The sequence below is a fragment of the Halobacterium sp. KA-4 genome, from assembly GCF_021028995.1.
Classification (GTDB): Archaea; Halobacteriota; Halobacteria; order Halobacteriales; family Halobacteriaceae; genus Halobacterium.
In genome coordinates, this window is sequence record NZ_JAJJZG010000011.1 from 48,642 (window position 1) to 73,495 (window position 24,854).

Here is a 24,854-nt window from a genome sequence, read left to right on the forward strand (position 1 = left end):
GGGCCGACACCGAGCGGTGTAGCCGATTCCGGCGCGTTCTTGACGGCGCGCACGCAAGCACAAGTATGGTTCGACGCGAACGCGCAGCGCTCGCGGGCGTCGTGTTCGCGGTGCTGTTCGCCCAAGTCCTCCTCTACCCGGGTGCGGCCGACCTCGTCGCGGCGTTCGGTGCCGACGACCCGGACACCGGGAGTCGCTGGTTCCTCGCCGCGGAGTTCGCGGCGTTCGTCGCGTTCGCGGGCGTTTGGGGCGTCGCCAGCGACCGCGCCGGCCGCCGCGTCCCGTTCATCGCCGCGGGCGCGCTCGGCGGGAGCCTCGGCTACGCCGCGCTCGCCCTCCTCGACGTCGACTTCGGCACCGTGCTCGTGCTCCGCGCGGCGCAGGGCGCGGCCACCATCGGCGCGTTCTCGCTGGCGATGACGATGCTGATGGACCTCTCGGGCGACCACGGGAAAGACATGGGTGCTGCCGGCATCGCCATCGGCTCCGGCACCGCGCTCGGCGCGCCCGTCGGCGGCCGCCTCACCGAACTCGACCCGAAACTCCCGCTTGTCGCCGGCTGCGCCGTGCTCGCGGTCGCTGGCGTCGCCGCGCTCCGTGTCCCCGACCGCGCGCCTAGCGGCCACGGCGAGTCCCTGCGCGCGGGCCTCCGCGTGCTCCGCAACCGGCCGACGCTGAGCGTCCCGTTCGCGTTCGGGTTCATCGACCGGTTCACCGCCGGCTTCTTCGCGCTCGTCGGCTCGCTGTACTTCCGGCAGGTGTTCGGCCTTGACGCCGGCGCGGTCGGCCTCACGCTCGCACTCTTCTTCGCGCCGTTCGCGCTCCTCCAGTACCCCTTCGGCCGGCTCTCCGACCGCATCGGCCGCACGATTCCCATCGCCGCCGGTTCCGCGACCTACGGCATCGCCGTGCTCGCTATCGGGCTCGCGCCCCACGTCCGCCTCGCGCAGGGCGGGATGGTCGTCGTCGGCGTCCTCGGCGCGCTCATGTCCCCCGCGACGATGGCGCTCGTCACCGACATCGCGGGCGAGGACGAGCGCGGCGTCAGCATGGGCGGGTTCAACGTCGCGGGCTCGCTGGGCTTCCTCACCGGGATTGTGGGCGGCGGCTGGGTTGCCGAACAGTACGACTTCACCACCGCGTTCGTGCTCGCGGGCGGGGCCGAACTCCTGCTCGCAGCGCTCGCGCTCCCCGCGCTGCTGCGACTGGACGAGGCGTAACGCCCCAACTGCTTACCACCCGGGGGTTCGTACGCCGCCGTATGGCCGACGCGGACGTGCTCGAAGACGCGCCCGAGGACAACCCCTACATCCGAGACCCCGACACTGACTTCGCGCCCGTCGACGACATCGACGAAGACGACGCCGAGGAACAGGTGGAACTGCTCCGGGAGGCCGTCCGCTACCACGACTACCGCTACTACGTCGAGAACGACCCCGTCATCTCCGACTACGCCTACGACCAGCTGTTCGAGCGCCTCCAACAGTTAGAGGACGCCTTCGGCCTCCAGACGGAGGACAGCCCCACGCAGCGCGTCGGTGGCGAACCCGTCGAGGAACTCGGGACCGTGGACCACGTCGCGCCGATGCTCTCCATCGACTCCAGCGGCGAGGAGGCCGACGTCAGAGAGTTTGCCGACCGCGTCGAACGCGAGGTGGGTGAGACGGACTTCGTCTGCGAGCCGAAGTTCGACGGCCTCTCCGTGGAAGTCGTCTACGAGGAGGGCCGGTACCTACGCGCCGCCACGCGCGGCGACGGCGAAACCGGCGAGGACGTCACGGAGAACGTCCGCACCATCGAGAGCGTCCCCCAGCGCCTCCGCGGGGACCCGCCGGACTTCCTCGCAGTGCGTGGCGAGGTGTACATCCCGCGGGACGCGTTCCAGGAGTACAACGCCGAACGCGTCGAGCGCGGCGAGGAGCCGTTCGCGAACCCGCGCAACGCCGCCGCCGGGACGCTGCGCCAACTCGACCCGAGCGTCACCGCCGAACGCCCCCTCGACTGCTTCTTCTACGACATTTTGGCGGCCGGCGAATCGAGGGACGCAATCGAGACGGGGCCGTCCCGCGGCGGCCTCGACGCCGGCCTCGACACGCACTGGGCGGAACACGAGGCGCTCCCCGACTGGGGGCTGAAGGTCAACGAGCGCACCGAACTCGCCGACGACGTCCAGGCAGCAATCGAGTTCCGACACGACCTCGCTGACGTGCGCGAGGACCTGAACTACGAAATCGACGGCGTCGTCCTCAAAGTCGACAACCGCCAGACCTGCGTCAACCTGGGCGTCACGTCCCGCCACTACCGGTGGGCGTACGCGTACAAATTCCCACCACGCGCGGAAGTCACGAAAGTCACGGACGTCGTCGTGCAGGTCGGCCGGACGGGGCGCCTGACGCCGGTCGCGCTGCTCGAACCCGTCGAAGTCGGCGGTGTCACGGTGTCCCGCGCGAGCCTCCACAACCAGGAGGAAATCGCGGAACTGGGCGTCGACGTCGGCGACGAGGTGCGCGTCGAACGCGCCGGCGACGTGATTCCGTACGTCGACGAAGTGGTCGAATCGCACACCGCGGGCTATTTCGAGATGCCCGACGAGTGCCCGCGCTGCGGGAGCGACGTGGAGTACGACGGCCCAATCGCGTACTGCACTGGGGGGCTGGCGTGCCCCGCGCAGCTCGTGCGCGCGGTCGGCTACTTCGCGGACGTGCTCGACATCGAGGGCATCGGTGAGGAGGCCGCCAAGCAGTTCGTCGAGGAAGGACTCGTCGAGGAGGACGTCGCGGACCTCTACGAACTCACGGAAGAGGACCTCGCGGAACTCGAGGGGTGGGGCGAGAAGAGCGCGCAGAACCTGCTCGCGGAGTTGGACGCCGCGCGCCACCCGCCGCTGGGCGAGTTCCTCGCGGCCATCGGTATCCCCGAGGTCGGGCCGACGGTCGCGCACGACCTCGCCGAGCACTTCGAGACGCTGGACGCACTGCTTTCCGCCGACGAGAGCGACCTCCGCGAGGTGGAGGGCATCGGTGAGGTGGTCGCCGGCCACGTTCGGGAGTTCCTCGACAACGAACGCAACCGCCGTGTCATCGAGCGCCTCCGCGACGAGGACCGCCTCGGCGAACCCGAATCCCCTTCGGAGGTCCGGGGCGACGAAGTCGAGGACCTCACCGTCGTCTTCACGGGGAGCGTCGAGGGCTGGACGCGCGACGACCTCCAGGACCTCGTGGTGCGCCACGGCGGCGACGCGCCCTCCTCGGTGTCCGGGAACACCAACTATCTCGTCGTCGGCGACAACCCCGGCGAGCGCAAGCGCGAGGACGCCGACCGACACGACGTCCCCGAACTCTCGCCCGACGAGTTCTTCGAGTTGCTCGACGAACGCGGCGTGAGTGTGGACCGGTAGGCAGCCTCGGGCTACCGCGCCCAAACCAATACGTGTCGTCGCGTGCAGCACTGTGCTATGTCCGAGCCCTCCCAGCTCGTGTCGCGGCGTGCGGTCCTCGCGGCCGGCGTGGCATCGCTGGCGTCAGTCGCGGGTTGTAGCGCGCTCTCGTCGCGGTCTGCGACGCTCGACGTGACGCTGTTCAACCATACGGATAGTCCGTTCACGGTCGAACTGAGCCTGTTCCACGTGGGGAGCGACCTGTCGCGGAGTGACGCGAGAGCCTACTCGGAGTCAATCGACGTCGAGCCGCAGGGTGAAACACGGCGCGAGGACGTCGCAGTCGCTCGGCAGTACGTCGTCCAGTACGAGGTGTACGAGAACAACCGGAACCCGACCGACGAGGACCACGTGCACTTCTACCCGAGTGACGGCGGGGACGACGCGCTCGCGTTCGACATCCACGCGCCGGGCGTGCTGACTCGCCGGTGACGCCCTCTCGAACGGGGGCGTCGCTGATGCCACTCGGAGTGTGAAGAATTCACCGCTCGGCCGCGTCGCTACGCGACGAGAGAGCGGAAAAGAACCGCCGTTAGTTCAGAAATCCGGAGTTACGCGCGGACGACGTTCGTCGCGCGGGGACCCTTGGGAGCCTGCTCGATGTCGAATTCGATGCTCGTCCCCTCGGTGAGGTCCTCGCCGCCGACGTCCTCCATGTGGAAGAACACGTCCTCGTCGTCGTCAACGTCGTCGCTGTCAGTCGTGATGAAACCGTAGCCGCCAGTCTGGTTGAAGAAATCAACCTTGCCTTCTGCCATTACAACCAAATATAGGCGGGATACACGTATAACCATTCCGAGAGGAAGGGTAGCACGAGGGTCGGCAGACGAACGTCCAGAAATCGCGAACGCTAATCAGTCGGTATCAGCAAGCAGCCGCGAGCGCAGGAAAAGTGCGGGTTAGTCGCTCTGGATGCGCGGCGCGAGCATGTAGGTGACGTGGCCCTGCGCTTCGGCGATGTCGAAGTGAATCTTGACGGGGTACTCGTCGCCGAGTTCGAGTTCGACCTCCGCGTCCTTCGGGATGGCCTTGTTCATGTCCTTGAGGTAGTCGAGACTGAACAGGCTGTGGGCGTCGCCCGCTTCCAGGTCGATGAGGTCGTCGCGGGTGAGTTCGAGGTGGACGTCGTCGGTGTCGCCTTCCGCGTCGACGTAGAACAGTTCGTCGGCGGCGTCGACGCCGAGCGCGATGTGGTCCGAGACCATGTCGGCGGCGCGGACGGAGCGGTCGATGTCCGCGCCTTCGATGACGACGTTTGCGGAGAGGTCGAGGTCCGGAATGTCGGGTTCCTGACGGATGGAGTCGGGGTCGATGAGCGCGAGCGTGTACTCGAGGCCGTCGATTTGGATGTGGAGCTTGCGGGTCTCCTCGTCGAGTTCGAGTTGGACGAGCTGGTCGGTGTCGGCCATGCCGGCGATGTCCTCCAGTCGGGAGAGGTTGACGCCGATGATGCCGCCGTCGGCTTCGTAGGATTCGAACGCGGCCGCCCCGAGGTCGAGGTCGACCATGCCGACGTTCGCGGGGTCGACAGCGCGGATGGAGAGGCCGTCTTCGTCGAGGTGGATCTTGCATTCGTCCACCAGCACGCTCACGGAGTCGAGCGTTTCCCGGAGCGTGTCGGCGCTCACAATCGCCTTGAACATATGCGAATTGCTACGCAATCAGGGACTAAAAAGCCCCACGTTCCGCGTGCGCGCGTAAATCGCGAGACGGTAGCGAGGTCGCCGGAAGCCGGCGGGCGCTACCGGTGCCGTGGTCGCTCGTGGTCGTAAACGTACCACCGACGAGCCAGCCGAACGGGGCAGCGTACCGTTAACCCGGGTTAATCCGGGTTAATCCGGCCGTTGACCGCCTTTACGGCTTGGTCCCTTTACGTGTGTGTGGCCCGTGGGGTCGAACGCACATGAAACGCACCGCAGCCAGTCTCCTCGTGGCCGCGCTCGTGATGCTCGCCGGTTGTGCCGGCGGCATCGCGGGCCCGAACGGGGCACAGACAGCGGACGGCGAGAGCGGGACCGTCCAGTTCTACGTGAGCGACGAACAGAACGCAATCAGTCAATTCGAGCACCTGAACGTGACCGTGACGAGCGTCGGGTTCGCGCAGACCTCGGCGGCGGACGCGAACGCGTCCGCGTCCGGCGAGTGGGAGGTCGAATCCGAGAGCGAGAACGGACTCGAACTCGCCGTCGACGGAAACGTCACGGCCGGCGAGAACGCCACCGTGACGCTCACGCACGACGGGGCGGCCGTCGCGAACAGCACCATCGTGGTCTCGGCTGACGACACGGAGACGACGGTGACGACGGATGCCGACGGCACCGCGACGGTGCAAGTGCCCGCTGACGCCGAGGAGTTCATGGTCGAGGCCGAGACGGACTCGGACAGCGAGTACGGCGAGAGCGCAGCCTCGCTGGAATTCGCGTACGAGAGCGAGTCCGAGAGTGACGACGAGGGCGACGCCGAGTGGATCGAGCACGAGGTCGACAACCGCACCGTCGACCTGACCGAACTGCAGGGCGCGAACGCGACGTTCCTGGGGAACATGAGCGTCCCCGCGGGCGAGTACGAGAAGGTGTTCGTCCACGTCGGTGAGGTCGAAGGGACGCTGAAGACCGGCGAACAGGTGAACGTGAAGCTCCCGAGTCAGAAGCTCCACCTGAACGAGGACTTCACCGTGAACCAGAGCAGCGACGTCGACTTCGTCTTCGACATCACGGTGTTCGAAGCCGGTAACAGCGGGAAGTACATCCTGAAGCCGGTCGCCAGCGAGTCCGGGACCGACGTCCCCATCGAGCGGGTGGACGTCGAAGCCGACGAAGAGGAGGCCGAACTCGAAGCCAACTTCGTCGGGAACGTGTCCGCCGGCGAGAACGCCACGGTGCGCGTCACCCAGAACGGCGACCCCGTCGAGAACGCGACGGTCACCGTGAACGAGGACGTCGTCGTGACGACCGACGCGAACGGGACGGCCTCGGTGAGCGTGCCCGCGGACGCCGAGGAGTTCGAACTCGAAGCCTCAACGAGCGAGGACAGCGCGTACGGCGAAGCCGAAGCCGAACTTGAGTTCGAACTCGGCGAGTCCGAGAGTGACGACGGCGATAGTGACGACAGTGACGCCGAGAACGAGACCGACAGCGAGGTCGAACTCGGCGCGGTCCTCGAGGGCAGTCTTGCGCCCGGCGAGAACGCCACCGTCGTCGTGACCGACGGTGAGGGCGACGCCGTCGAGGACGCCACGGTCGCCGTGGACGGCGAAGTCGTCGGCGAGACGAACGAGGACGGTGAATTGACGTTCGTGGTGCCCGACGACGTGAGCCTCGACACCGAGGTGACGGTGACGTCGGACGGCGAGACAATCACGCTGGATTCGACGACGGCAGCGGCCGCGAACTGACGGCCTACCGCTGCTGACTGCGGGCGACTCTTCTGCGGTTTTTCGCGCCGACATGCCGTAGCACCCGGAGCGACGTGGTTTTCAGTCCGGCCGCCGTACTTCTCGTAACTAACCATGGGGAACGGGAAAGACCACTACTACAACAAGTCCAAGCAGGAGGGCTATCGGACGCGGGCGGCGTACAAGCTCCAGCAGATCGACGACGAGTTCGACGTCCTCTTCGGCGGCGCGACGGTCGTCGACCTCGGCGCGGCACCCGGTGGCTGGCTGCAGGTCGCCGCCGAGGAGACCGGCGCACGCGGGAAGGTCGTCGGCGTGGACTTCCAGCGCATCGACGAAATCGAGGATGCCGAGGCGGGCGTCCAGACCATCAAGGGCGACATGACCGAGGAGGACACGCGCGAGGACATCGAGCGCGCCGCGCCGGGCGGCGTCGACGTCGTCATCTCGGACATGGCCCCGAACATGACCGGCGAGTACAACCTCGACCACGCTCGCTCCGTGCACCTCGCGCGGATGGCGCTGGATACGGCCCGCGAGTTACTGAACGACGGCGGGCACTTCGTCGCGAAGGTCTTCGACGGCCAGGACTACCAGGACTACCTCGCGGACGTCGAGGAGGAGTTCGCGTTCACGCGGACGTACACGCCGGACGCGTCGCGTGATTCCTCTTCGGAGCTGTACGTAGTCGCGAAGAACCGCGTGAACGCGCCCATCGAGAAGGGCGAGACTATCGAGGTCGACATCGTCGACGAGGGCGACGAGGGCGACGGCGTCGCGAAGGTCGACGGCTACACGCTGTTCGTCGCGGATGCCGACGAGGGCGAGACTATCGAGGTGGAAGTGACGGACGTGAAGCCGAACTTCGGGTTCGCTGAGCGCCGCGACTAGCGGTCCGCGAGCAGCCGCCGGACGCCGTAGACGAACGGCGTGTCGGCGACTGCGATGCCGAGTTTGAGGACGTACTGTCCGACGATGAGCGAGAGAATCTGGTTCTGTCCGTAGACCGGCCCGACGCCAAGCACCAGCGGTGCCGCCCAGAACGCGACGGTGACGAAGATGACGGTGTCGATGACCTGGCTGGTGGCCGTGGAGCCGACGTTGCGCAGCCAGAGGTACGCGCCGTCGGTGCGGCGGCGGATGGCGTGGAACGCGAGCACGTCCCAGTTCTGGCTGACGACGTACGCCAGCAGGCTGCCGGTGACGATGTTCGCTGACGACCAGAGCACGCCGGCGAACTCCGACTGGCCGACGCCGGAGAACGGCGCGATGGGCGCGACGATGGTGGTGTAGACGAGCGCGAGCATTACGAGCGTCATCGCGAACCCGACGTTCACGAGCACCTGGGCGGCACGGCGGCCGTACAGCTCGGAGTAGCAGTCCGACGCGAAGAACGTCAGCGCGTACGCCAGCGCCGCGCCTGGCATCACCAGCGACGACCCGGTGAACGGCAGCGAGAACGGAATCTGAAATAGGAGGAGTTTCGACGCCGTGAGCTGGGCAGTGACGAGCGCGGTGACGAACAGCCCGACGAGTGCGACCTGCCCGGCGACGAGGCGGTCCTCACTCCGCATTGTCGTCGAGCCTCCCATGGCGTTCGTCGATTTCGTCGAGGATGTCGAGGTTCTTCCGGATGGACGCACGGATGGCGTCGCTGCGGTTCACGTACTTGCCGTCGTCGCCGACGTGGCCGTCGAGGTCCTCCAGGAGCTCCTCGGGAATCTCGACGCTTATCTTGGGCATACCCCGAGAATACCGTGGGAATATCTTAAGCCGTTCGTGTCGAGGCGGAGCCGCCGCGGCGGCCGCCGAGTGTCACGACGGCGAGGATGGCGAGCCCGACGAGGTACATGATGGCGATGGGCAACGCGATGAGCAGCATCGTGTAGAGGCTGTCGGGGGTGACGAGCGCGCTGAACGCGAACGCGCTGATGACCGGCACGCGCCAGCGCCGCCGCATCGTCTGGTAGGAGACGATGCCGCCGGCGTGAAACAGCACCATCGTCACCGGGATGTCGACGAGGATGCCGATACCCACGGTCAGCAGGAACACCATCCACGCGAACGTGCTGACGGTGAAACTGATTACCATGCCGGCGTCGAGCGCGTCGTAGACGAGGAACGAGATGACCTCGGGCGCGACGAACGAGTACCCGAGGTAGCTCCCGAGCGCGAGGCCGCCGACAAGCCCGCCGCCCCAGACGGCGATGACGCGGCGGTCGCCGGTCACCCAGCCACGGTCGGAGAGCGCGGGCCAGATGTAGTAGATGATGACGGGAAGCGTGCCAATGGCGGCCAACACAACGGAAATCTTCACCTGGAAGACGAGCGCCTCGACGGGGTGGAGCGTGATGGGCCACTCGCCGCCGGTCGCCAGCGGCCGGACGTCCGCCGGGATGCGCGCGATGAAGTTGTCCCGGACCTCCCGGAACCCGCCGTAGTAGAGCCACCCGAAGATGCCGACCATCAGCGCCATGAACGTCCCGACGATGCGGAACGCCCGCGAGCGCAGGCTGGAGAACACGAACCGGATGTCGTAGTAGTAGCCGCCGATGTCGTCCTCGGTGGTCTCCTCCTCGGTGAACGCGTCCATCATCCCCGCGGCCGTGCTCTGGACCGTGTTCGACTCTTCGTCCGCGGCGGCCTGCTCTGCTTCGACGGCTTCCTCGTCGAGGTCGGCGTGGACCTCGTCGAAGCGGTTGAGGACCGCCTGCGCCTTCTCGTCGTCGTCGGCTTCGAGCGCGCGGTTGGCCGTCGCGAGCGCCTCGTCCTCGGTCAGCGACGCGAACGCTTCCGGGGGCGCGGCCCGCACACCCGCGGCGTGGAGTTCGTTGAGGTCGATGTCACCGGGGTTCTCGGGCTGCCCGAGCCGGGACTGTGCGACCTGCTGGGCGGCGCGGTCGATGGCGACGTACGTGTAGTATAGCGCCGCCGCGGTGAGCGCGACGACCGCGAACGCTCCGCCGAGCACGAGATAGCCGGTCGCCGGGTCGACGCCGAGCACGTCACTGACGGTCGGGACGCGGACCGACGACCCGATGAATTCGAGGCCGGCGTTGAACGCTTCGATGCCGCCGTACTGGCCGGTCGCGTAACCCGCGGCGAACCCGAGCACGCCGACGCCGAGCACGCGGTTCCAGCGCTCGCGGAACACGCCGCGGACGTCGACGTGCTCGCGGCCGCGCTTCATCGTCACCACGACCTTCGCGCAGTACAGCGAGAGGCCGTACAGCAGGATGAGCGGGGACGCCCACAGAATCTGGGTGAACGGGTCCGGCGGCGAGAAGAACGCGCCGAACGCGAAGATGCCGACGACCGCGTACTTCCACTTATCGCGGAACGTCTCGTAGGGGATGATACCGGAGTACGAGAACGCCGACACGGCCAGCGGGAGTTGGGCCGCGAGCGCGAACGAGAGCGCGAGGAAGAGGATGAACTCGGTCCACTTCACGATGGAGTACTTCGGCGCGAGCCCCGCGCCCACGGCGTTGCTCGCGAGGAATTCGAACATCAGCGGGAAGAACAGGAAGTACGCGTACGCGACGCCGGCGGACGCCAGTCCCGCACAGACCAGCGCGACGAGCGCGACGTTGAGCCGGGAGACGGAGACGTCGGGGATGATTTCGCGCTCCACGAGCGGCTCGCGGGCGTGGTAGAGGAGGACGGGGATGGCGAGCGCGGCCCCCGTGAACAGGCCGATTTTCACCTGCATCAGGATGACGTCGAACGGCGTTTGCGCGATGACGTTCGCGGTCTCCACGAGGAGGTCTTCCTCGAGTTTCGGCCAGACGTACAGCCGCATCGCCATGATGCCGCCGATTAGCCCGACGACGAACGCGATGAAGACGTGCTGGAGCTTCGACTGGGCGGTCCGGAGCATCACACCGAGCGTCTGCCGGCCGGACTCGATGGTGCGGGCCGTACTGGGGTCTATCGGGCCCGAGCCGGAGCTACTCATTGAGTCGGGCTAACCCACTCGGAATTATCAATCTTCCCGTCCGCGCCCAAAAGAAAGCCTATAACGCCCCCGTCGCCAAAGCACGGACACGAATGGCCGAGGAACCGGACGGCGGGCGCGACCGCAACCACGACTGGGAGGGGCTCGCGCCAGCCGTCCGTCCCGTCGACAGCGCGGACAGCGGGCACAGCGAGTGGGAGGACCTCTCGCCCGCGGTTCGCCGCGTCGACGCCGCTGACGGCTACGCAGGCCCGCGAGTCGCCCGCGACGACGAGTGGCGCGACCTCACGCCAGCCGTCGAGCGCGTCGAGCCGGACGACGGCGACGAGTGGGACTGGGACGACGACGCCATCGCGGCCGCGGGCGACAAGAGCGCCGACCCCGCGTCGGGCGGCGAACCCGAACTGCTCGCCGACGACGACCACCAGGCCGACGAACCCGACGAGGACGCCTCGCTCGACCCGCGCGAGAACTCCGTCGTCGACGCCGAGGAGAACCCGGCACCCCCGGACGACGGCATCGGTCTGGACGCGCCCGAGTCCGACGTCGAAGAGCCGCTGGCCGTCCACGTCGAGGAGATGGTCAAGCGGCTCGCCATCGTCATCGCCATCGCCGCGCTCGTCAGCGTCGCCGTCTTCCCTCTCACGGAGGGCCTCATCACCACCATCTGGAACTACGTCCTCCCCGGCGGCGAAGCCGTCGACCCCCGCGTCTACCAGCCCCTCGAGCTCGTCATCACGCAAGTGAAAGTCGCGAGCCTCGCGGGCCTGGTCATCGCGCTCCCCGTGTTCGTCTACCAGTCGTACGCGTTCATGCGCCCCGGCCTCTACCGCCACGAGCGCCGCTACTACCTCGCCGCCGTCCCGACGAGCCTCGTGCTCGCCGTGCTCGGCGTCCTCTTCGCGTACCTCCTCGTGCTCCCGTACACGATGGACTACTTCCAGGGCTACACCGAGAACACCGCGGACGTCGCGTTCGCCCTCGGCTCCACGTTCAACCTCATTCTCATGGTGATGGGCTACCTGGCGGTAGTGTTCCAGATCCCGCTGTTCATAATGCTCGCCATCATGCTCGGCGTCACCACCCGCCAGTGGCTCGAAGACCGCCGCCTGCTGTTCTGGGCCGCGTTCGCCGGCATCTCGTTCACCTTTGGCGCCATTGACCCGACGGGTGTGGTCCCCATCATCGTCGCGCTCACCATGATTGCGCTGTTCGAGGGAACGCTCGCGCTGCTGCGGTGGACGGGCAACTAAAAGCCCACTTTTTCCAGCGCTCGGTCACTGGCGCTCCCTCCCTTGCAAAAATTTGCGGAAAAAGCACTCCTCCTTCGGTCCGCTTCGCGTCCCTCAGTCGTTGGCCTCGCGGCTTCGCCGCGAGTGAACTGCTCACGGGTCGCTCCGCTCCCCGTTCGCAGAAACGAGACGCTACGCGGATGCCGCTCCCCACCCCCTTCTCTCGCCGAGCGCGTGGGTTTTTGGTCGGTGGTCGACCACGCTACGGGTATGAAGAACACGGGCGGCAGCGACGCGGCGAAGCGACGCGCGGGCGAAGCGGCAGCCGACGACGTCGAGGACGGGATGGTCGTCGGGCTCGGGACGGGGAGCACGGCGGCGCACGCGATTCGCGCCATCGGCGAGCGCGACCTCGACGTTGAGGGCGTACCGACGTCGTACCAGTCCCGCCAGCTCGCCATCGACGCGGGGATTCCGTTGACGACGCTGGAGGAGGCGTCCGTCGACCTCGCTATCGACGGCGCCGATCAGGTCGCGGGCACGGACCTCGTGAAGGGCGGCGGCGCGGCGCACGCCCGCGAGAAGTACGTGGACGCCAGCGCGGACCGGTTCGTCGTCGTCGCGGATCCCTCGAAGGAAGTGGACGCGCTGGACTACCCCGTGCCAGTCGAAGTACTGCCGGACGCGCAGCCGGTCGTCGCGGAGCGCGTGCGCGCGCTCAACGGGGAGCCCGAACTCCGCGCCGCCGAGCGCAAGGATGGCCCGGTGGTGACGGACAACGGCAATCTCGTGCTGGACTGCGAGTTCGGCGCGCTCGACGACCCCGGCGAAGTGGCGGCGGCGCTGTCGGAACTCCCGGGCGTCGTCGAGCACGGCCTGTTCGTCGGGCTGGCCGACGCTGTCTACGTGGGGACCGAGGACGGCGTACGGGTCACAGACGCGTAGCTACGGGGTGTGGCGTCGCAAAAAACGAAAGGGTCGAACCTAGTTACAGGTCGCGCGGCTGGACGGTCTTGCGACCGTTGGACTCGGCGCGAGCCGCGGCGTCTTCGAGGAGCTCCGACACTTCTTCGTCGAGCGCCTCGTAGAAGTCGGAGGCAACGTTCTTGTCGTCGAGTTCTTCCTTCACAGCGGCCTTGACGATGAGGTCTGCCATACGACCTGGTTTTTTCCTCGCCTCCTTATAAGGCTTCCCATAAGACGCGGCCGTAGCGGCTACTCACGCCTTCCTACAGGCGCACGCGCGGTGAATCCTGTCGGCGAGCCGCGGCGTTCGCTCGCACGAAGCCGGGAAGGAGAACTCAGATTCGAATTTGGCCAAATTTTGTTCGAAATTGGGAAAACCCACTTATTCGAGTGTGGTGTACCTTCACACACTGGCCACCCGCGCCAGGGACCACGATAATGCCCCGCTGTGACCACTGCGACGCCCACGTCTCCGAGAACTTCGCGCGCGTGTTCGCCGACGAGGACGGTCGCCTCCACGCGTGCCCGAACTGTGCGGCGAACGTCGGCATCGCCGAAGTGTCGAAAGACCGCGCCCGCCGGGCCTGACCGAAACGCAGTCCTGTCCGAACGCCCTCGCTTCGGGCGTGCACTACGTCTACGTGGTAGAGTGCAGCGACGGCACTTACTACACGGGCTACACGACGGACGTCGAGCGCCGCGTTGCCGAACACGACGCCGGCGACGGCGCGAAGTACACGCGCGGCCGCACCCCCGTCACCCTCCAGTACGTCGAATCCTTCGAGACAAAATCGGCGGCGATGAGCCGCGAGTACGAACTCAAGCAGCGCTCGCGCCGGCAGAAAGAGCGGCTCGTCGCCGAGCAGGACGATCCGTGGCCGTAGTCAGCGCTCGGCGAGTTCCCACCGGTAAGCGGCGTCGATAACAGCGTCAGCAACTTCGTCGAGCCGGGCAGCGAGGTCGTCGTCGGTGAGGACGCCGTCCTCGAAGTACCGCGAGGCGTTCCGGATGCCGACCTGCTCGGGAACGACGTCGGCGTGGACGCCCCGCATCGTGATGCGCATGTGGTCCAGCGGCGACGCGATGGTGCCGCCGCCAGCCACGACGACGAGGCCGACGGGCGTGTCCTCGTACTCGTCGAACCCGCAGTAGTCGTGGAAGTTCCGGAACGTCGAAGAGTAGCTACTGTGGTAGTTCGGCGACCCGACGACGACGGCGTCGGCGGCCCGCACGCGTTCAAGCAGCGCTTCGGCGTCGCCGGCGTCCGCAATATCGCGGTCGGGGTCGTACAGCGGCAGGTCGGCTGCGCCGAGGTCGACGTGGTCGGTGTCGGCGCCCGCGCGCTCGGCGCCGTCGAGTGCGTGCTCGACGGCCTGGCGCGTGTAGCTGGTGGCGCGTTGGCTGCCGGTGACGCCGACGACCAGCGGTGTGAAGTCCATGTGCCCGCGTTCGGTGGCGGACGGATAAAACTCGACGTGGTCGTCCGGGCTCACCGCGGGGACCGCAGGGATTTTGACGCGACGCAGCGACGCCCCGGACATGGACGGCATCTCCTTCGGGACGGACGGCTGGCGGGCGACACTGGACGTGTTCACGAGCGGGCGCGTCCGCTCGGTCGCACAGGCTACCGCGGACTACCTCGCCAACGAGGGTCACGCCGGCGAGACTGTCGCGGTCGGCTACGACGCCCGCGAGACGTCGGAAGGGTTCGCCGAGGACATCGCGGGCGTGCTCGCGGCGAACGGCTTCGACGTGCTGTTGCCCGAGCGCGACTGCCCGACGCCGCTGGTCGCGCACGCCATCGTGGAGCGCGACCTCGCGGGCGCGCTCGTCGTCACGGCCTCGCACAATCCACCCGAGTACAACGGCGTGAAGTTCATTCCCGAGGACGGCGCGCCCGCGCTCCCCGAGGTCACGGAGGCCATCGAGGCGAACCTCCGCGAGCCCGTGGAGGGCCCGTTGCAGGGCGACGTCCGCGAGGTCGACCTCGTGACGCCGCACGCCGAGCACTGCCGCGACCTCGTGGACGCGGACCTCTCCGGGCTGACGGTCGTCTACGACGCGATGCACGGGAGCGGGCGCGGCGTCACCGACGCCCTCCTGAAAGCTGCCGGCGCGGAGGTGATTCGGGAGCGCTGCGACCGCGACCCCGAGTTCGGCGGCACGCCCCCGGAGCCCGACGAAGCCAACTTGCAGGGGCTCGCGCTCGCGGTTGACCAGCACGACGCGGACTTCGGCGTCGCCAACGACGGTGACGCCGACCGCGTCGCCGTCGTCACGCCCGAGCGCGGCGTCCTCGACGGGAATCGCTTCTACGCGCTCGCGTACGACTACCTCCTCGAAAGCGATACTGGGCCCGCAGTCAGGACAGTGTCGACGACGTTCCTCGTGGACCGCCTCGCCGACGTCCACGACTGCGAGGTCGTGGAGACGCCGGTCGGCTTCAAGTGGGTCGCCGACGCGATGGGCGCCCACGACGCCCTCTTCGGCGGCGAGGAGTCCGGCGGGTACACGATGCGCGGGCACGTCCGCGAGAAGGACGGCGTCTTGATGGCGCTGCTCGCGGGCGCGGCAGCCAGCGAGCGCCCGCTCGACGACCGCCTCGACGCCATCGCCGACGAGTTCGGCGACATCCACCAGGACAAGGTAAGCGTCGACTGCCCGGACGACCGCAAGGCCGCGGTCCTCGACGAACTCGAAGACCGGCTCCCCGACGAGATCGCCGGCGTCCTGGTCGAGCGCGTCAACGACACGGACGGCTTCAAAATTCTCTTAGAAGACGGCTCCTGGCTGCTCGTCCGGCCCTCCGGCACGGAGCCGAAGATGCGGGTGTACGCGGAGGGCGACAGCCCAGAGCGCGTCGACGACCTCCTCGCGGCGGGCCGCGACCTCGTCGAGCCGCTAGTCTAGAATTCCACGATACCGGTCGCCTCGTTTCTCGCAGTCGAAACCTAATGAATCGTAGAACGGCTTCACGCTCCGGTCGAAGTCCGCCGTCAGCGGCGTCCACTTGCCGGCGGCGTGCTCGACGAGCGCGGTGCCGATGCCGTCCGCGCGTCGGCGCCGGCGTACTGCGATTGCCTCGATGTGGACTCCCTGCTCCCTACCGACGGCGACGAGCGCACCGACGATGCGGTTGTCGTCGTCCGCGACGACGACCGTACCGGCGTCGATGCGTCGCTGTGCGGTCTCGCTGGGGAGTTCGAGATTCGCGCCGTCGAGCACGCGCATCACGCCGAGGTGGTCGCGGGTCGACGCTCGGCGAACCACGATACCGCGCGGTCCCGCCGTCGGCACGCTACCCACCCCGGATGAGCCGCAGCACGCGCACGTGCTCGGCGTCGACGGGCTGGTCCTCGGGGACCGGCGTCCCGTCGACCATCACCGAGACCTCATGCGGGCTGAGGTCGACTGCTTCGAGGAGGTCGGCGTACGTCTCGTCGGTCACGTCGAACTCGTGGGTGTCGTCGCCGACCACCTCGACGGTCACGCGCATGAGTGCTGGTAGCCGGCGGGCGGCCTTAGGCGCCGCGATTGTGGCGGTCAGGCCGTCGATTCAGCGTCGTCGGCGCGGCGACGGCGGACGTGCTGGTAGCCCGCGACGGTGAGGCCACCGAGCCCGAACAGCAGCACGACGAACTCGATGAGGCCGCCGAGGAACGGCGCGTAGCTGACGACGTGGATTGCGAGCACGCCGGCCAGGAGTGCGAGCCAGCGGCTCTCGCGGTTGGCGAGTCCGAGTATCCACTCGCCGACGGCGTACGCGCCCCAGACGTACGAGAGCGCGAGGACGAGCGCGTAGAGGAACATCCCAACGACGGCTATCGGGATGCCGACGATGGTGAACAACAGCAGGACGAAGACGAACGGCGCGCCGACGAGCGTGAGGAAACCCGCGCCGAGCGTGCGTAGCGGCGAGTTTGCGGTGGCGTCGGCGACGGTCGCGGAGGCGCCGGGGAGCGCGACCAGCAGGAGCGCGCCGACGAACAGCGTGAGCGCGAGGAAGTACAGCGTCACGAGCCATCCCGCGATATTGGGAAGCACGGAGACCTGCATTGAGCCGAGGTCGGGGTCGTGACGGACCTCGCCGCCGACGGTGGCGCCGTCGGCCTCCGTGAATTCGCCGTCGTAGACGAAGTCGCCGCCGACCGAGGCGGTCGAGGTCAGCGTGACGCTCCCAGCGCCGACCCGCACGCTCCCGTTGACCGTGCCGGCGTGGGTGAACGAGCCCGCGCCGGCTTTCACGTCACCGCGGACGACGCCGGTTTCGGTGATGTCGATGCTGCCGCCGGCGGCGTCGACGCTGCCCTCGACGGTCCCGGCGATGCGAATCGAGCCGGCGGCTCCCCCGAGGTTGCCGGTGACGGTGCCGGATTCGGTGATTTCGACGGTCCCGGCGAACGCTTCGAGGTCACCCTGGACGGTGCCGCGGACGACGACCGTGCCGGCGGTCGCCTGCAGACCGTCGGTAACTGTCTGTCCTTCCTCGACGACGATGGTGCCACCGGCCTGGTCGTCGGCGGCGACGACACCGGCGAACGTCGAGATTGCGAGGACCGCGACGAGGGCGACCGCGAGCGCACGGCGGGGAGTGGAGGGACGCATGGTCGACCTGTCACCCCTCACGGACTTAACTTTAGGTGTGGGTCGAAGCCGTAACACGTCCGTTTTGCGGGCGTGTCGAGGGTTACAGTGCGCAGGTGCCGAGGCGACTGCTCGCCGTCTCGCGGCCTTTAAGGCCGGGTAGGGCCTGAGTGTGCGTATGGCAGACGCCGCCGGCGGTCGGCAGGAAATCTGGGTGGAGAAGTACCGACCACAGAGGCTCGAAGACGTCGTCGGGCACCCCTCGATTACCGAGCGCCTCCAGAGCTACGTCGACCGCGACGACCTCCCGCACCTCTTGTTCGCGGGGCCTGCAGGCACCGGGAAGACCACCGCCAGCATCGCCATCGCGAAGGAAATCTACGGCGACGACTGGCAGGACAACTTCCTCGAACTGAACGCCAGCGACGAGCGCGGCATCGACGTGGTTCGGGACCGCATCAAGGACTTCGCGCGCACGTCGTTCGGCGGCTACGACCACCGCATCATCTTCCTCGACGAGGCGGACGCACTCACCGACGACGCTCAGTCCGCGCTGCGCCGCACGATGGAGCAGTTCTCCGAGAACACTCGCTTCATCCTATCCTGTAACTACTCCTCGAAGATTATCGACCCGATTCAGTCCCGCTGTGCGGTGTTCCGGTTCTCGCCAATTAACGACGACGCGGTCGCCGCCCACCTCCGCGACCTCGCGGACCGCGAGGACCTCGAGTACACCGACGACGGCATCGACGCGCTCGTCTACGCCGCGGACGGCGACATGCGCCGCGCCATCAACGCCCTGCAGGCGGCCTCCGCGACTGGCGACGTCGTGGACGAGGAGACTGTCTTCGCCATCACGGCGACCGCCCGCCCCGAGGAAATCGAGGACATGGTCACGGAGGCCATCGCGGGCGACTTCACGGCCGCGCGCTCGACGCTTGACGACCTCATCTCGAACCGCGGGCTCGCCGGCGGCGACATCATCGACCAGGTCCACCGCTCAGTCTGGGAATTCGACGTCGAGGAAGCGGCCGCAGTCCGGCTTCTCGACCGCCTCGGAGAAGCCGACTACCGCATCGCGGAGGGTGCCAACGAGCGCGTCCAACTCGAAGCACTGCTCGCGTCAGTCGCGCTGAACGCTCGCGAGTAGGACTGCGTGCGCGGCGAGCGGGTGTTTCTGCGGGCGCGAACGACAGGACCCCTCCTGTCGCGTCCGCACGAGCGTGTAATGGCAGACCTCACCGAGTACCAGGAGCAGGTCATCGAGACAATTTCGACGCTTGACGACGTGCCGATGGCGCTACTGTACTACGCGCCCAACGGCCTCGAGATGGTCCTCCAGAACGACTACCGGGACCGCGCGACGTCTCCCCGCACGTCGGCCTGCTGGCGGCGTACACCATCCAGGTCGCGAAAGACAGCGGCAGCGACACCAGCGAGATTCTGCACGCGGTCGACGAGACGATTCACAAGTGGGCCGTGGAGGACGTCGCCATCATCGCCGAGGTGCGCGGCGGCCCGAACTTCGACGGCGAGGAGTAACTACTGCTGGAGGTCCGCGGGCGGGCCGCCCGGCAGGTCGTCCCGGCCGTGGGGCGCGAAGAAGTCCGGATTCGGGCCCGTGGGGACGAGACGCTTCGGGTTGAGGTGGCCGTGGCTGCGGTAGTAGTGCTGCTTGACGTGGTTCATGTCGAGCGTGTCCGCGACGCCCGGTAGTTGACAGAGTTCGCGGAGGTACGGCCAGAGGTTGTCGTAGTCGACGATGCGGTTGCGGTTGCACTTGAAGTGCGTGTGGTAGACCTCGTCGAAGCGGTACAGGGTCGTGAACATCGCAATATCGGCTTCGGTGAGCACGTCGCCCGCGAGGTAGCGCTGGTCGGCGAGGAGGTCGTCGTAGTGCGCGAGCGCCTCGAAGAGGTCGTCGACGGCGTTGTCGTACGCGCGCTGGCTGTCCGCGAACCCCGCGCGGTAGACGCCGTTGTTGATGGGGTCGTAGATGTCCTCGATGAGGCGGTCGACCTCGTCCTGATAGCCCTCGGGGTAGAGGTCGACGTCGCGGGTCGCGAAATCGTCGAAGGCGACGTCGAGCATCCGCATGATCTCCTCGCTCTCGTTGTTCACGATGGTGTCGGCTTCCGTGTCGTAGAGCACGGGCACGGTGACGCGGCCGGTGTATTCGGGGTCGGCCTGCGCGTACACCTCGCGGAGGTACTCCGAGCCGAAGAGGTGGTCGGGGGTCGCGCCGGGCTTGTCGGGGTCGAACTCCCAGCCCTGGTCGTAGCGCACGGGGTCGACGACGCTGACGGAGACGGCGTCCTCGAGGCCCTTAAGCACGCGCGTGAGCAGCGTCCGGTGCGCCCACGGGCACGCGTAGGAGACATAGAGGTGGTAGCGCCCGGACTCGGCGGGGTAGTCCTCGCCTACCCAGTTGCGGAACGTCGTCTCCTCGCGCTCGAACTCGCCGCTCTCGCCGTGCTCTATCATCTCCTCCTCGGTGCGCCACTCACCATCCACCATGCGTCCCATACGCGGGGACAGACGCGCCGGCCGTTTAGCCGTTGAGGGCGCGGCCCGTCTCGCCGGCTACACGAATGCGCGCACGGAGTTGTCGTACATCGCGCCGGCCTCTGTCCTTGATGCAGATGCCGGCGTACAGCACGTCGTCGACGACGATTGGCGCGCCGTACGTGAGGTGGAAGACGTTCTCCGTGAGCTCGAACTGAACCTCTCCCGTTTCGGCGTCGAGCGCGAACAGCTGTTCGCTGCCGACGTACAGCCTCTCGCCGCCGACCGCCATCCTCGTCAACTGAGTGCAGTCGCTGGTGGCGCGCCAGTCCTCGTCGCCGGTGTCGTCGTAGGCCACGATGTCGTCGACGGTGAGGACGAACAGCCGGCCGTCCGCGACTGCGGGCTCGCGGAGCGTGTAGATGCCGTCAACGAACCCCTCCCAGACCTTCGTGGGGTCGCCGACGACGCCGCTGGCGTTCGAGTTGTGACCGGTGTGGGCCGGCGTGTAGCCGCACGTCATCCAACTGGCGTCGCTGGACAGAGAGATTTCGCCCCCCCGATTCGGTGGACTGGCTGGGAGGACCCGGGGCCTCCGCGGGCGCGGTGCAGCCGGCGGTCGTGGCCGCCGCTGCGCCGAGTGCGCCGAGGAGGGCACGCCGCCAGAACCGGCGGTTGGGCATGGTAGCGCGATTACGGCGTAGCAGCCGTAAACCTGGCGATCCCCGGAGAACGGCGACTTCGGTGCCACGAGTCAGCCCCGGAACTGTTTTACTCGTCGGTCGGCCATCATACTGGTAATGAGCGACCTCGAGTCGGAGTACCGCCTCGACTACTTCGAGGAGGAGGACTTCGAGCGACGGGAGTGCACGGAGTGCGGGGCGCACTTCTGGACGCGCGACCCGGACCGTGAAACGTGCGGCGAACCCCCTTGCGAGGACTACCAATTCATCGACGACCCTGGGTTCGACGACGAGTACACCCTCGAAGAGATGCGCGAGCGGTTCCTCTCGTTCTTTGAGGACCACGACCACGAGCGCATCGACCCGTACCCGGTCGCGGCGAACCGGTGGCGCGACGACGTGCTGTTAACGCAGGCCTCGATTTACGACTTCCAGCCGCTGGTGACCTCTGGGCAGACGCCGCCGCCCGCCAACCCCCTCACCATCAGCCAACCCTGCATCCGGATGCAGGACATCGACAACGTCGGGAAGACGGGCCGGCACACGATGGCGTTCGAGATGATGTCGCACACGGCGTTTAACGCCCGCGAGGACACCGACGAGGAGTACGCCTACGAGGGCGAAGTGTACTGGAAGGAGGAGACGGTCGCGTACTGCGACGAGTTCTTCGTCGACATGGGCGCCGACCCTGAGGAAATCACGTACATCGAGGACCCGTGGGTCGGCGGCGGCAACGCCGGCCCCGCCTTCGAGGTCATCTACAAGGGGGCGGAGCTTGGGACGCTGGTCTTCATGTCGATGGAACAGGACCCCGAGGGTGACTACGAGATGAAGGACGGGAACCGCTACAGCCCGATGGACACGTACATCGTGGACACCGGCTACGGGCTGGAGCGCTGGACGTGGGTGAGCCAGGGTACACCCACCGTCTACGAGGCCATCTACCCGGAGACCATCGAGTTCCTGAAAGAGCAGGCGGGCATCGAGCACACCGGGGAGGAAGAGCAGCTCGTCCACCGTGCGGCGAAGCTCGCGGGCCACCTCGACATCGACGAGGCCGAGGACATCGAGGCGGCGCGGGACAACATCGCCGACCAGCTTGGCGTCGAGACCGAGCGGCTCCTCGACCTGCTGCGCCCGCTCGAGGACATCTACGCCATCGCGGACCACTCCCGGACGCTGGCGTACATGTTCGGTGACGGTATCGTGCCGTCGAACGTCGGCACGGGCTACCTCGCGCGCATGGTGCTGCGCCGCACGAAGCGCCTCGTGGACAACGTCGGCGCGGACGTGCCGCTAGACGAACTCGTGGACATGCAGGCCGAGCGCCTTGACTACGAGAACCGCGACACCATCCGCAGCATTGTCCGTAGCGAGGTCGAGAAGTACGCCGAGACGCTGGAACGCGGCGGCCGGAAGGTCCGCCAGCTCGCCGAGGAGCACGCCGAGCGCGGCGACCCCATCCCAACCAGCGAGCTCATCGAGTTGTACGACTCCCACGGCATCCAGCCGGACATGGTCGAAGACATCGCCAGCGAGGTCGGCGCGAGCGTCGACGCGCCCGACGACTTCTACTCGCTGGTCGCCGAGCGCCACGACTCCGCGGAAGCCCTCGAAACCGAGGAGAGCGAGGACGAACGCCTCGACGACCTCCCGGAGACGGAGGCGCTGTACTACGACGACCCCTACCGCTCGGAGTTCGAGGCGGTCGTGCTCGACGTCTTCGAGCGCGAAGAGGACGGCGAGGAGGTGTACGACGTGGTGCTCGACCAGACGATGTTCTACCCCGAAGGCGGCGGGCAGCCGGCCGACCACGGCACGCTGGCGACGGACGACCAGTCCGTCGACGTCGTGGACGTCCAGAAGCGCGACGGCGTGGTGCTCCACCGCACCACGGACGACCCCGGGAAGGGCGAGTTCGTGCGCGGCCAAATCGACATGGAGCGCCGCCAGCGCCTGATGGCTCACCACACCGCGACGCACGTGGTCGTCCACGCTGCGCGCGAGGTGCTCGGCGAGCACGTCCGGCAGGCGGGCGCGCAGAAGGGGACGGAGAGTTCCCGCATCGATGTTCGGCACTACGAGCGCATCGACCGCGAGACGGCCAAGCGCATCGAGCGCGTCGCCAACGACATCGTCCGCGAGAACACGAGCGTGCAGCGCGAGTGGCCCCACCGCCACGAGGCCGAGGAGAAGTACGGCTTCGACCTCTACCAGGGCGGGATTCCGGCAGGCGAGAACATCCGCCTGATTCACGTCGCCGAGGACGTCCAGGCCTGCGGCGGGACGCACGTCAACCGCACCGGCGAAATCGGCGCTATCAAGCTGCTGAACACCGAGCGCGTGCAGGACGGCGTCGAGCGGCTGACGTTCGCCGCGGGCGACGCCGCCATCGAGCACGTCCAAGAGTTAGAGGACGACCTGCTGGCGGCCGCGGAGACGTTCGACGTGGCACCCTCGGAAGTGCCCGAAACGGCCGAGCGGTTCTTCACGGAGTGGAAGGAGCGCGGGAAGACCATCGAGGACCTCAAAGAACAGGTCGCGGAGGCGCGCGCCTCCGGCGGCGCCGGCGGCGAGGAGGTCGAGGTCGCGGGTACGACGGCAGTCGTCCAGCGCCTCGACGGCGACATGGACGAACTCCAGGCGACGGCGAACGCGCTCGTCGCCGAGGGCAAGATAGCAGTCGTCGGCTCCGGGCAGGACGGCGCGCAGTTCGTCGTCGCGGTGCCCGAGGGCGTGCCCGTGAACGCGGGTGACGTCGTCGGCGAACTCGCGAGCATGGTGGGCGGCGGCGGCGGCGGCCCGCCGGACTTCGCGCAGGGCGGCGGCCCCGACACGGAGAAACTCGACGAGGCGCTGGAAGCCGCACCGGAGATTCTGCGGGAAGTCGCGAGCGCGTAACGGCGCGCGCTACTGTTCTGAGGTGTCGCCGACGCCGTCGAGGCCGAGCACGCGCTCCGCCGCGGCAGCGACCTCGGGGACGTGTTCGTCGGGCGCGTAGACGCCGAAGCGCCACTGCACGCGCTGGGACTCCTGTAACCCTTGCACGAGCGGGGACTGCTGGTCGAGCGGCCGGATTTCGTCACCGACGACGACGCGCACGGAGGACTCGGGCATCGACGGGTGGCCGGGGTTGTCCACGACGACCTCGCTGTCGGGGACGCCGGCGGTGTCGGCAATCTCACGCTCGAACGCACGGACGGCCGCGTAGTCGGCGTCCACGACGTCGCCGGGGACGTCGCCGCGTTCGGCCCAGACGGCGCGCTTATAGAGGTCGCGTTCGGTGATGCGGCGGGCGGCGTCGGCGGTGGCGTCGTGCTCGCGGAGCGCGCCCAGTAATTCGGCGTCGGTCATGCGCGCGAACGACTCTGGGTCGACGGCGGCGGTGTCGAGGAGGCGTTCGCCCGCGCGGTCGAGCATTGACCCTGCGATGCGGGAGACGTGGTGGCGGTAGACGGTGGCGTTCATGAGTGCGCGCCCCACCAGCAGGGATTCGGCGGTGGCGACGTTGCCCTCCGCGAGCACGAGGTCGTCGCCGCGGAAGGTGAGCGCGCGCAGCAGCCGGCCGTAGTCGATAGTGCCGTAGGGGACGCCGGTGTGGTGGGCGTCTCGCACGAGGTAGTCCATCCGGTCGACGTCCAATTCACCAGCGACGAGTTGGCCGAGTTTGCCGTCGCCACGGACGGTCGCGGCGACCCGGTCCGGGTCGAGGCCGTGGTCGCACAGCACGTCGCCGATGTCGCCGTCCACGAGGAGATGGGCGACGTCGTCGTGGTGGCGGCCGAGGTGGCGCTGGATGATGCCCTCCGTCTGGTGGCCGTAGGGGCCGTGGCCGACGTCGTGGAGGAGGGCGGCGGCGCGGACGGTGTCGGCGCGCGCGCCGGTGACGTCGAGGTGGTCGAGCGCGCGGTCGGCGAGGTGGAAGACGCCCAGGGAGTGCTCGAAGCGCGTGTGGTTCGCCGAGGGGTAGACCAATCGAATCGTCGAGAGCTGCTTGATGTGGCGCAGGCGCTGGACGGGCGGCGTGTCCAGCAGGGCTTCGGCGACGCCGTCGACCTCCACCCAGTCGTGAACGCTGTCCTTGATGGCGCGCATC

25 protein-coding genes are annotated in these 24,854 nt (G+C 67.8%); 12 read left to right on the forward strand and 13 right to left on the reverse strand.

The window, feature by feature from the left end; genetic code table 11:
• Nucleotides 1-65: 65 nt before the first annotated feature.
• Genes LPA44_RS11660 through LPA44_RS11670 form a run of 3 tightly spaced genes read left to right on the forward strand, consistent with a single transcriptional unit; the run spans nucleotide 66 to nucleotide 3,868 of the window.
• A complete protein-coding gene (locus tag LPA44_RS11660) occupies nucleotides 66-1,220 on the forward strand; it encodes an MFS transporter (RefSeq protein ID WP_230889761.1) in 1,155 nt (384 codons plus the stop codon).
• 41 nt (nucleotides 1,221-1,261) lie between these two features.
• Entirely contained in the window at nucleotides 1,262-3,397 is a 2,136-nt protein-coding gene (gene ligA, locus LPA44_RS11665; RefSeq protein WP_230889762.1) for an NAD-dependent DNA ligase LigA, read from the forward strand.
• A gap of 57 nt (nucleotides 3,398-3,454) precedes the next feature.
• Nucleotides 3,455-3,868, forward strand: a complete 414-nt coding sequence (locus tag LPA44_RS11670) for a hypothetical protein (RefSeq protein ID WP_230889763.1) — start codon at nucleotides 3,455-3,457, stop codon at nucleotides 3,866-3,868.
• Nucleotides 3,869-3,987: 119 nt separating this feature from the next.
• Here the strand turns inward: LPA44_RS11670 and LPA44_RS11675 are convergent, their stop codons facing one another.
• Both LPA44_RS11675 and LPA44_RS11680 read right to left on the reverse strand, forming a co-directional pair.
• The gene (locus LPA44_RS11675; RefSeq protein WP_230889764.1) at nucleotides 3,988-4,194 is read right to left on the reverse strand and encodes a cold-shock protein; all 207 of its coding nucleotides are present in this window, start codon (nucleotides 4,192-4,194) and stop codon (nucleotides 3,988-3,990) included.
• 141 nt (nucleotides 4,195-4,335) lie between these two features.
• Complete coding sequence (locus LPA44_RS11680) at nucleotides 4,336-5,079, reverse strand: DNA polymerase sliding clamp (protein ID WP_059057976.1); 744 nt, start codon at nucleotides 5,077-5,079, stop codon at nucleotides 4,336-4,338.
• Between the two features lie 260 nt (nucleotides 5,080-5,339).
• On the opposite strand from LPA44_RS11680, the gene LPA44_RS11685 reads away from it, so the two are divergent.
• Both LPA44_RS11685 and LPA44_RS11690 read left to right on the forward strand, forming a co-directional pair.
• Nucleotides 5,340-6,830, forward strand: coding sequence for a DUF4382 domain-containing protein (locus LPA44_RS11685; protein ID WP_230889765.1), 1,491 nt, complete (start codon nucleotides 5,340-5,342; stop codon nucleotides 6,828-6,830).
• Nucleotides 6,831-6,944: 114 nt separating this feature from the next.
• The gene (locus LPA44_RS11690) at nucleotides 6,945-7,721 is read left to right on the forward strand and encodes a 23S rRNA (uridine(2552)-2'-O)-methyltransferase (RefSeq protein WP_230889766.1); all 777 of its coding nucleotides are present in this window, start codon (nucleotides 6,945-6,947) and stop codon (nucleotides 7,719-7,721) included.
• Here LPA44_RS11690 and LPA44_RS11695 read toward each other — a convergent pair.
• Genes LPA44_RS11695 through LPA44_RS11705 form a run of 3 tightly spaced genes read right to left on the reverse strand, consistent with a single transcriptional unit; the run spans nucleotide 7,718 to nucleotide 10,788 of the window.
• Nucleotides 7,718-8,404 carry a queuosine precursor transporter gene (locus LPA44_RS11695; protein WP_230889767.1) on the reverse strand — a complete coding sequence of 229 codons (687 nt, stop codon included), beginning with the start codon at nucleotides 8,402-8,404 and terminating at the stop codon, nucleotides 7,718-7,720. The two genes, LPA44_RS11690 and LPA44_RS11695, sit on opposite strands and share 4 nt — an antisense overlap.
• Nucleotides 8,394-8,573 carry a ribbon-helix-helix domain-containing protein gene (locus tag LPA44_RS11700; protein WP_230889768.1) on the reverse strand — a complete coding sequence of 60 codons (180 nt, stop codon included), beginning with the start codon at nucleotides 8,571-8,573 and terminating at the stop codon, nucleotides 8,394-8,396. Before LPA44_RS11700 ends, LPA44_RS11695 begins: the two co-directional genes overlap by 11 nt.
• A gap of 25 nt (nucleotides 8,574-8,598) precedes the next feature.
• Nucleotides 8,599-10,788, reverse strand: coding sequence for a twin-arginine translocase subunit TatC (locus tag LPA44_RS11705; RefSeq protein WP_230889769.1), 2,190 nt, complete (start codon nucleotides 10,786-10,788; stop codon nucleotides 8,599-8,601).
• 92 nt (nucleotides 10,789-10,880) lie between these two features.
• Here LPA44_RS11705 and tatC point away from each other — a divergent pair, with 92 nt between their 5' ends.
• A complete protein-coding gene (tatC, locus tag LPA44_RS18270) occupies nucleotides 10,881-12,041 on the forward strand; it encodes a twin-arginine translocase subunit TatC (protein ID WP_330166327.1) in 1,161 nt (386 codons plus the stop codon).
• 249 nt (nucleotides 12,042-12,290) lie between these two features.
• Nucleotides 12,291-12,965 (forward strand): ribose-5-phosphate isomerase RpiA, encoded by a 675-nt coding sequence (gene rpiA, locus LPA44_RS11715; RefSeq protein WP_230889770.1) that lies wholly within the window; start codon nucleotides 12,291-12,293, stop codon nucleotides 12,963-12,965.
• 43 nt (nucleotides 12,966-13,008) lie between these two features.
• Here the strand turns inward: rpiA and LPA44_RS11720 are convergent, their stop codons facing one another.
• A complete protein-coding gene (locus LPA44_RS11720) occupies nucleotides 13,009-13,176 on the reverse strand; it encodes a DUF1931 family protein (RefSeq protein WP_058984427.1) in 168 nt (55 codons plus the stop codon).
• Nucleotides 13,177-13,424: 248 nt separating this feature from the next.
• Here LPA44_RS11720 and LPA44_RS11725 point away from each other — a divergent pair, with 248 nt between their 5' ends.
• Together LPA44_RS11725 and LPA44_RS11730 are read left to right on the forward strand one after the other, a co-directional pair.
• Entirely contained in the window at nucleotides 13,425-13,574 is a 150-nt protein-coding gene (locus LPA44_RS11725; RefSeq protein WP_169793417.1) for a DUF7563 family protein, read from the forward strand.
• Nucleotides 13,575-13,612: 38 nt separating this feature from the next.
• Nucleotides 13,613-13,870: a GIY-YIG nuclease family protein gene (locus LPA44_RS11730; RefSeq protein ID WP_230889771.1), complete on the forward strand. Its 258-nt coding sequence runs from the start codon at nucleotides 13,613-13,615 to the stop codon at nucleotides 13,868-13,870.
• Here LPA44_RS11730 and LPA44_RS11735 read toward each other — a convergent pair whose 3' ends face one another.
• Nucleotides 13,871-14,425, reverse strand: a complete 555-nt coding sequence (locus tag LPA44_RS11735) for an NADPH-dependent FMN reductase (protein WP_442903382.1) — start codon at nucleotides 14,423-14,425, stop codon at nucleotides 13,871-13,873.
• A gap of 100 nt (nucleotides 14,426-14,525) precedes the next feature.
• Here LPA44_RS11735 and LPA44_RS11740 point away from each other — a divergent pair, with 100 nt between their 5' ends.
• On the forward strand, nucleotides 14,526-15,896 hold the full coding sequence (locus LPA44_RS11740) for a phosphoglucomutase/phosphomannomutase family protein (protein ID WP_230889773.1): 1,371 nt from the start codon (nucleotides 14,526-14,528) through the stop codon (nucleotides 15,894-15,896).
• On the opposite strand, the gene LPA44_RS11745 is transcribed toward LPA44_RS11740, so the two are convergent.
• Genes LPA44_RS11745 through LPA44_RS11755 form a run of 3 tightly spaced genes read right to left on the reverse strand, consistent with a single transcriptional unit; the run spans nucleotide 15,888 to nucleotide 17,591 of the window.
• On the reverse strand, nucleotides 15,888-16,283 hold the full coding sequence (locus LPA44_RS11745) for a GNAT family N-acetyltransferase (protein ID WP_442903381.1): 396 nt from the start codon (nucleotides 16,281-16,283) through the stop codon (nucleotides 15,888-15,890). The two genes, LPA44_RS11740 and LPA44_RS11745, sit on opposite strands and share 9 nt — an antisense overlap.
• A 1-nt stretch (nucleotide 16,284) precedes the next feature.
• A complete protein-coding gene (gene samp2 / locus LPA44_RS11750; RefSeq protein ID WP_230889774.1) occupies nucleotides 16,285-16,482 on the reverse strand; it encodes a ubiquitin-like small modifier protein SAMP2 in 198 nt (65 codons plus the stop codon).
• 47 nt (nucleotides 16,483-16,529) lie between these two features.
• On the reverse strand, nucleotides 16,530-17,591 hold the full coding sequence (locus tag LPA44_RS11755; RefSeq protein ID WP_230889775.1) for a bactofilin family protein: 1,062 nt from the start codon (nucleotides 17,589-17,591) through the stop codon (nucleotides 16,530-16,532).
• A gap of 157 nt (nucleotides 17,592-17,748) precedes the next feature.
• On the opposite strand from LPA44_RS11755, the gene LPA44_RS11760 reads away from it, so the two are divergent.
• Nucleotides 17,749-18,720, forward strand: coding sequence for a replication factor C small subunit (locus LPA44_RS11760; protein ID WP_230889776.1), 972 nt, complete (start codon nucleotides 17,749-17,751; stop codon nucleotides 18,718-18,720).
• A 392-nt stretch (nucleotides 18,721-19,112) separates the two neighbouring features.
• Here LPA44_RS11760 and LPA44_RS11765 read toward each other — a convergent pair whose 3' ends face one another.
• Together LPA44_RS11765 and LPA44_RS11770 are read right to left on the reverse strand one after the other, a co-directional pair.
• Nucleotides 19,113-20,096 (reverse strand): glutathione S-transferase family protein, encoded by a 984-nt coding sequence (locus tag LPA44_RS11765; protein WP_330166498.1) that lies wholly within the window; start codon nucleotides 20,094-20,096, stop codon nucleotides 19,113-19,115.
• A 25-nt stretch (nucleotides 20,097-20,121) separates the two neighbouring features.
• A complete protein-coding gene (locus LPA44_RS11770; protein ID WP_230889777.1) occupies nucleotides 20,122-20,598 on the reverse strand; it encodes an outer membrane protein assembly factor BamB family protein in 477 nt (158 codons plus the stop codon).
• Nucleotides 20,599-20,875: 277 nt separating this feature from the next.
• Between LPA44_RS11770 and alaS the strand changes: the two genes are divergently transcribed.
• Nucleotides 20,876-23,659: an alanine--tRNA ligase gene (alaS, locus tag LPA44_RS11775; RefSeq protein ID WP_230889778.1), complete on the forward strand. Its 2,784-nt coding sequence runs from the start codon at nucleotides 20,876-20,878 to the stop codon at nucleotides 23,657-23,659.
• A 9-nt stretch (nucleotides 23,660-23,668) separates the two neighbouring features.
• Here the strand turns inward: alaS and LPA44_RS11780 are convergent, their stop codons facing one another.
• Nucleotides 23,669-24,853 carry an HD domain-containing protein gene (locus LPA44_RS11780; RefSeq protein WP_230889779.1) on the reverse strand — a complete coding sequence of 395 codons (1,185 nt, stop codon included), beginning with the start codon at nucleotides 24,851-24,853 and terminating at the stop codon, nucleotides 23,669-23,671.
• Nucleotide 24,854: the final 1 nt, after the last annotated feature.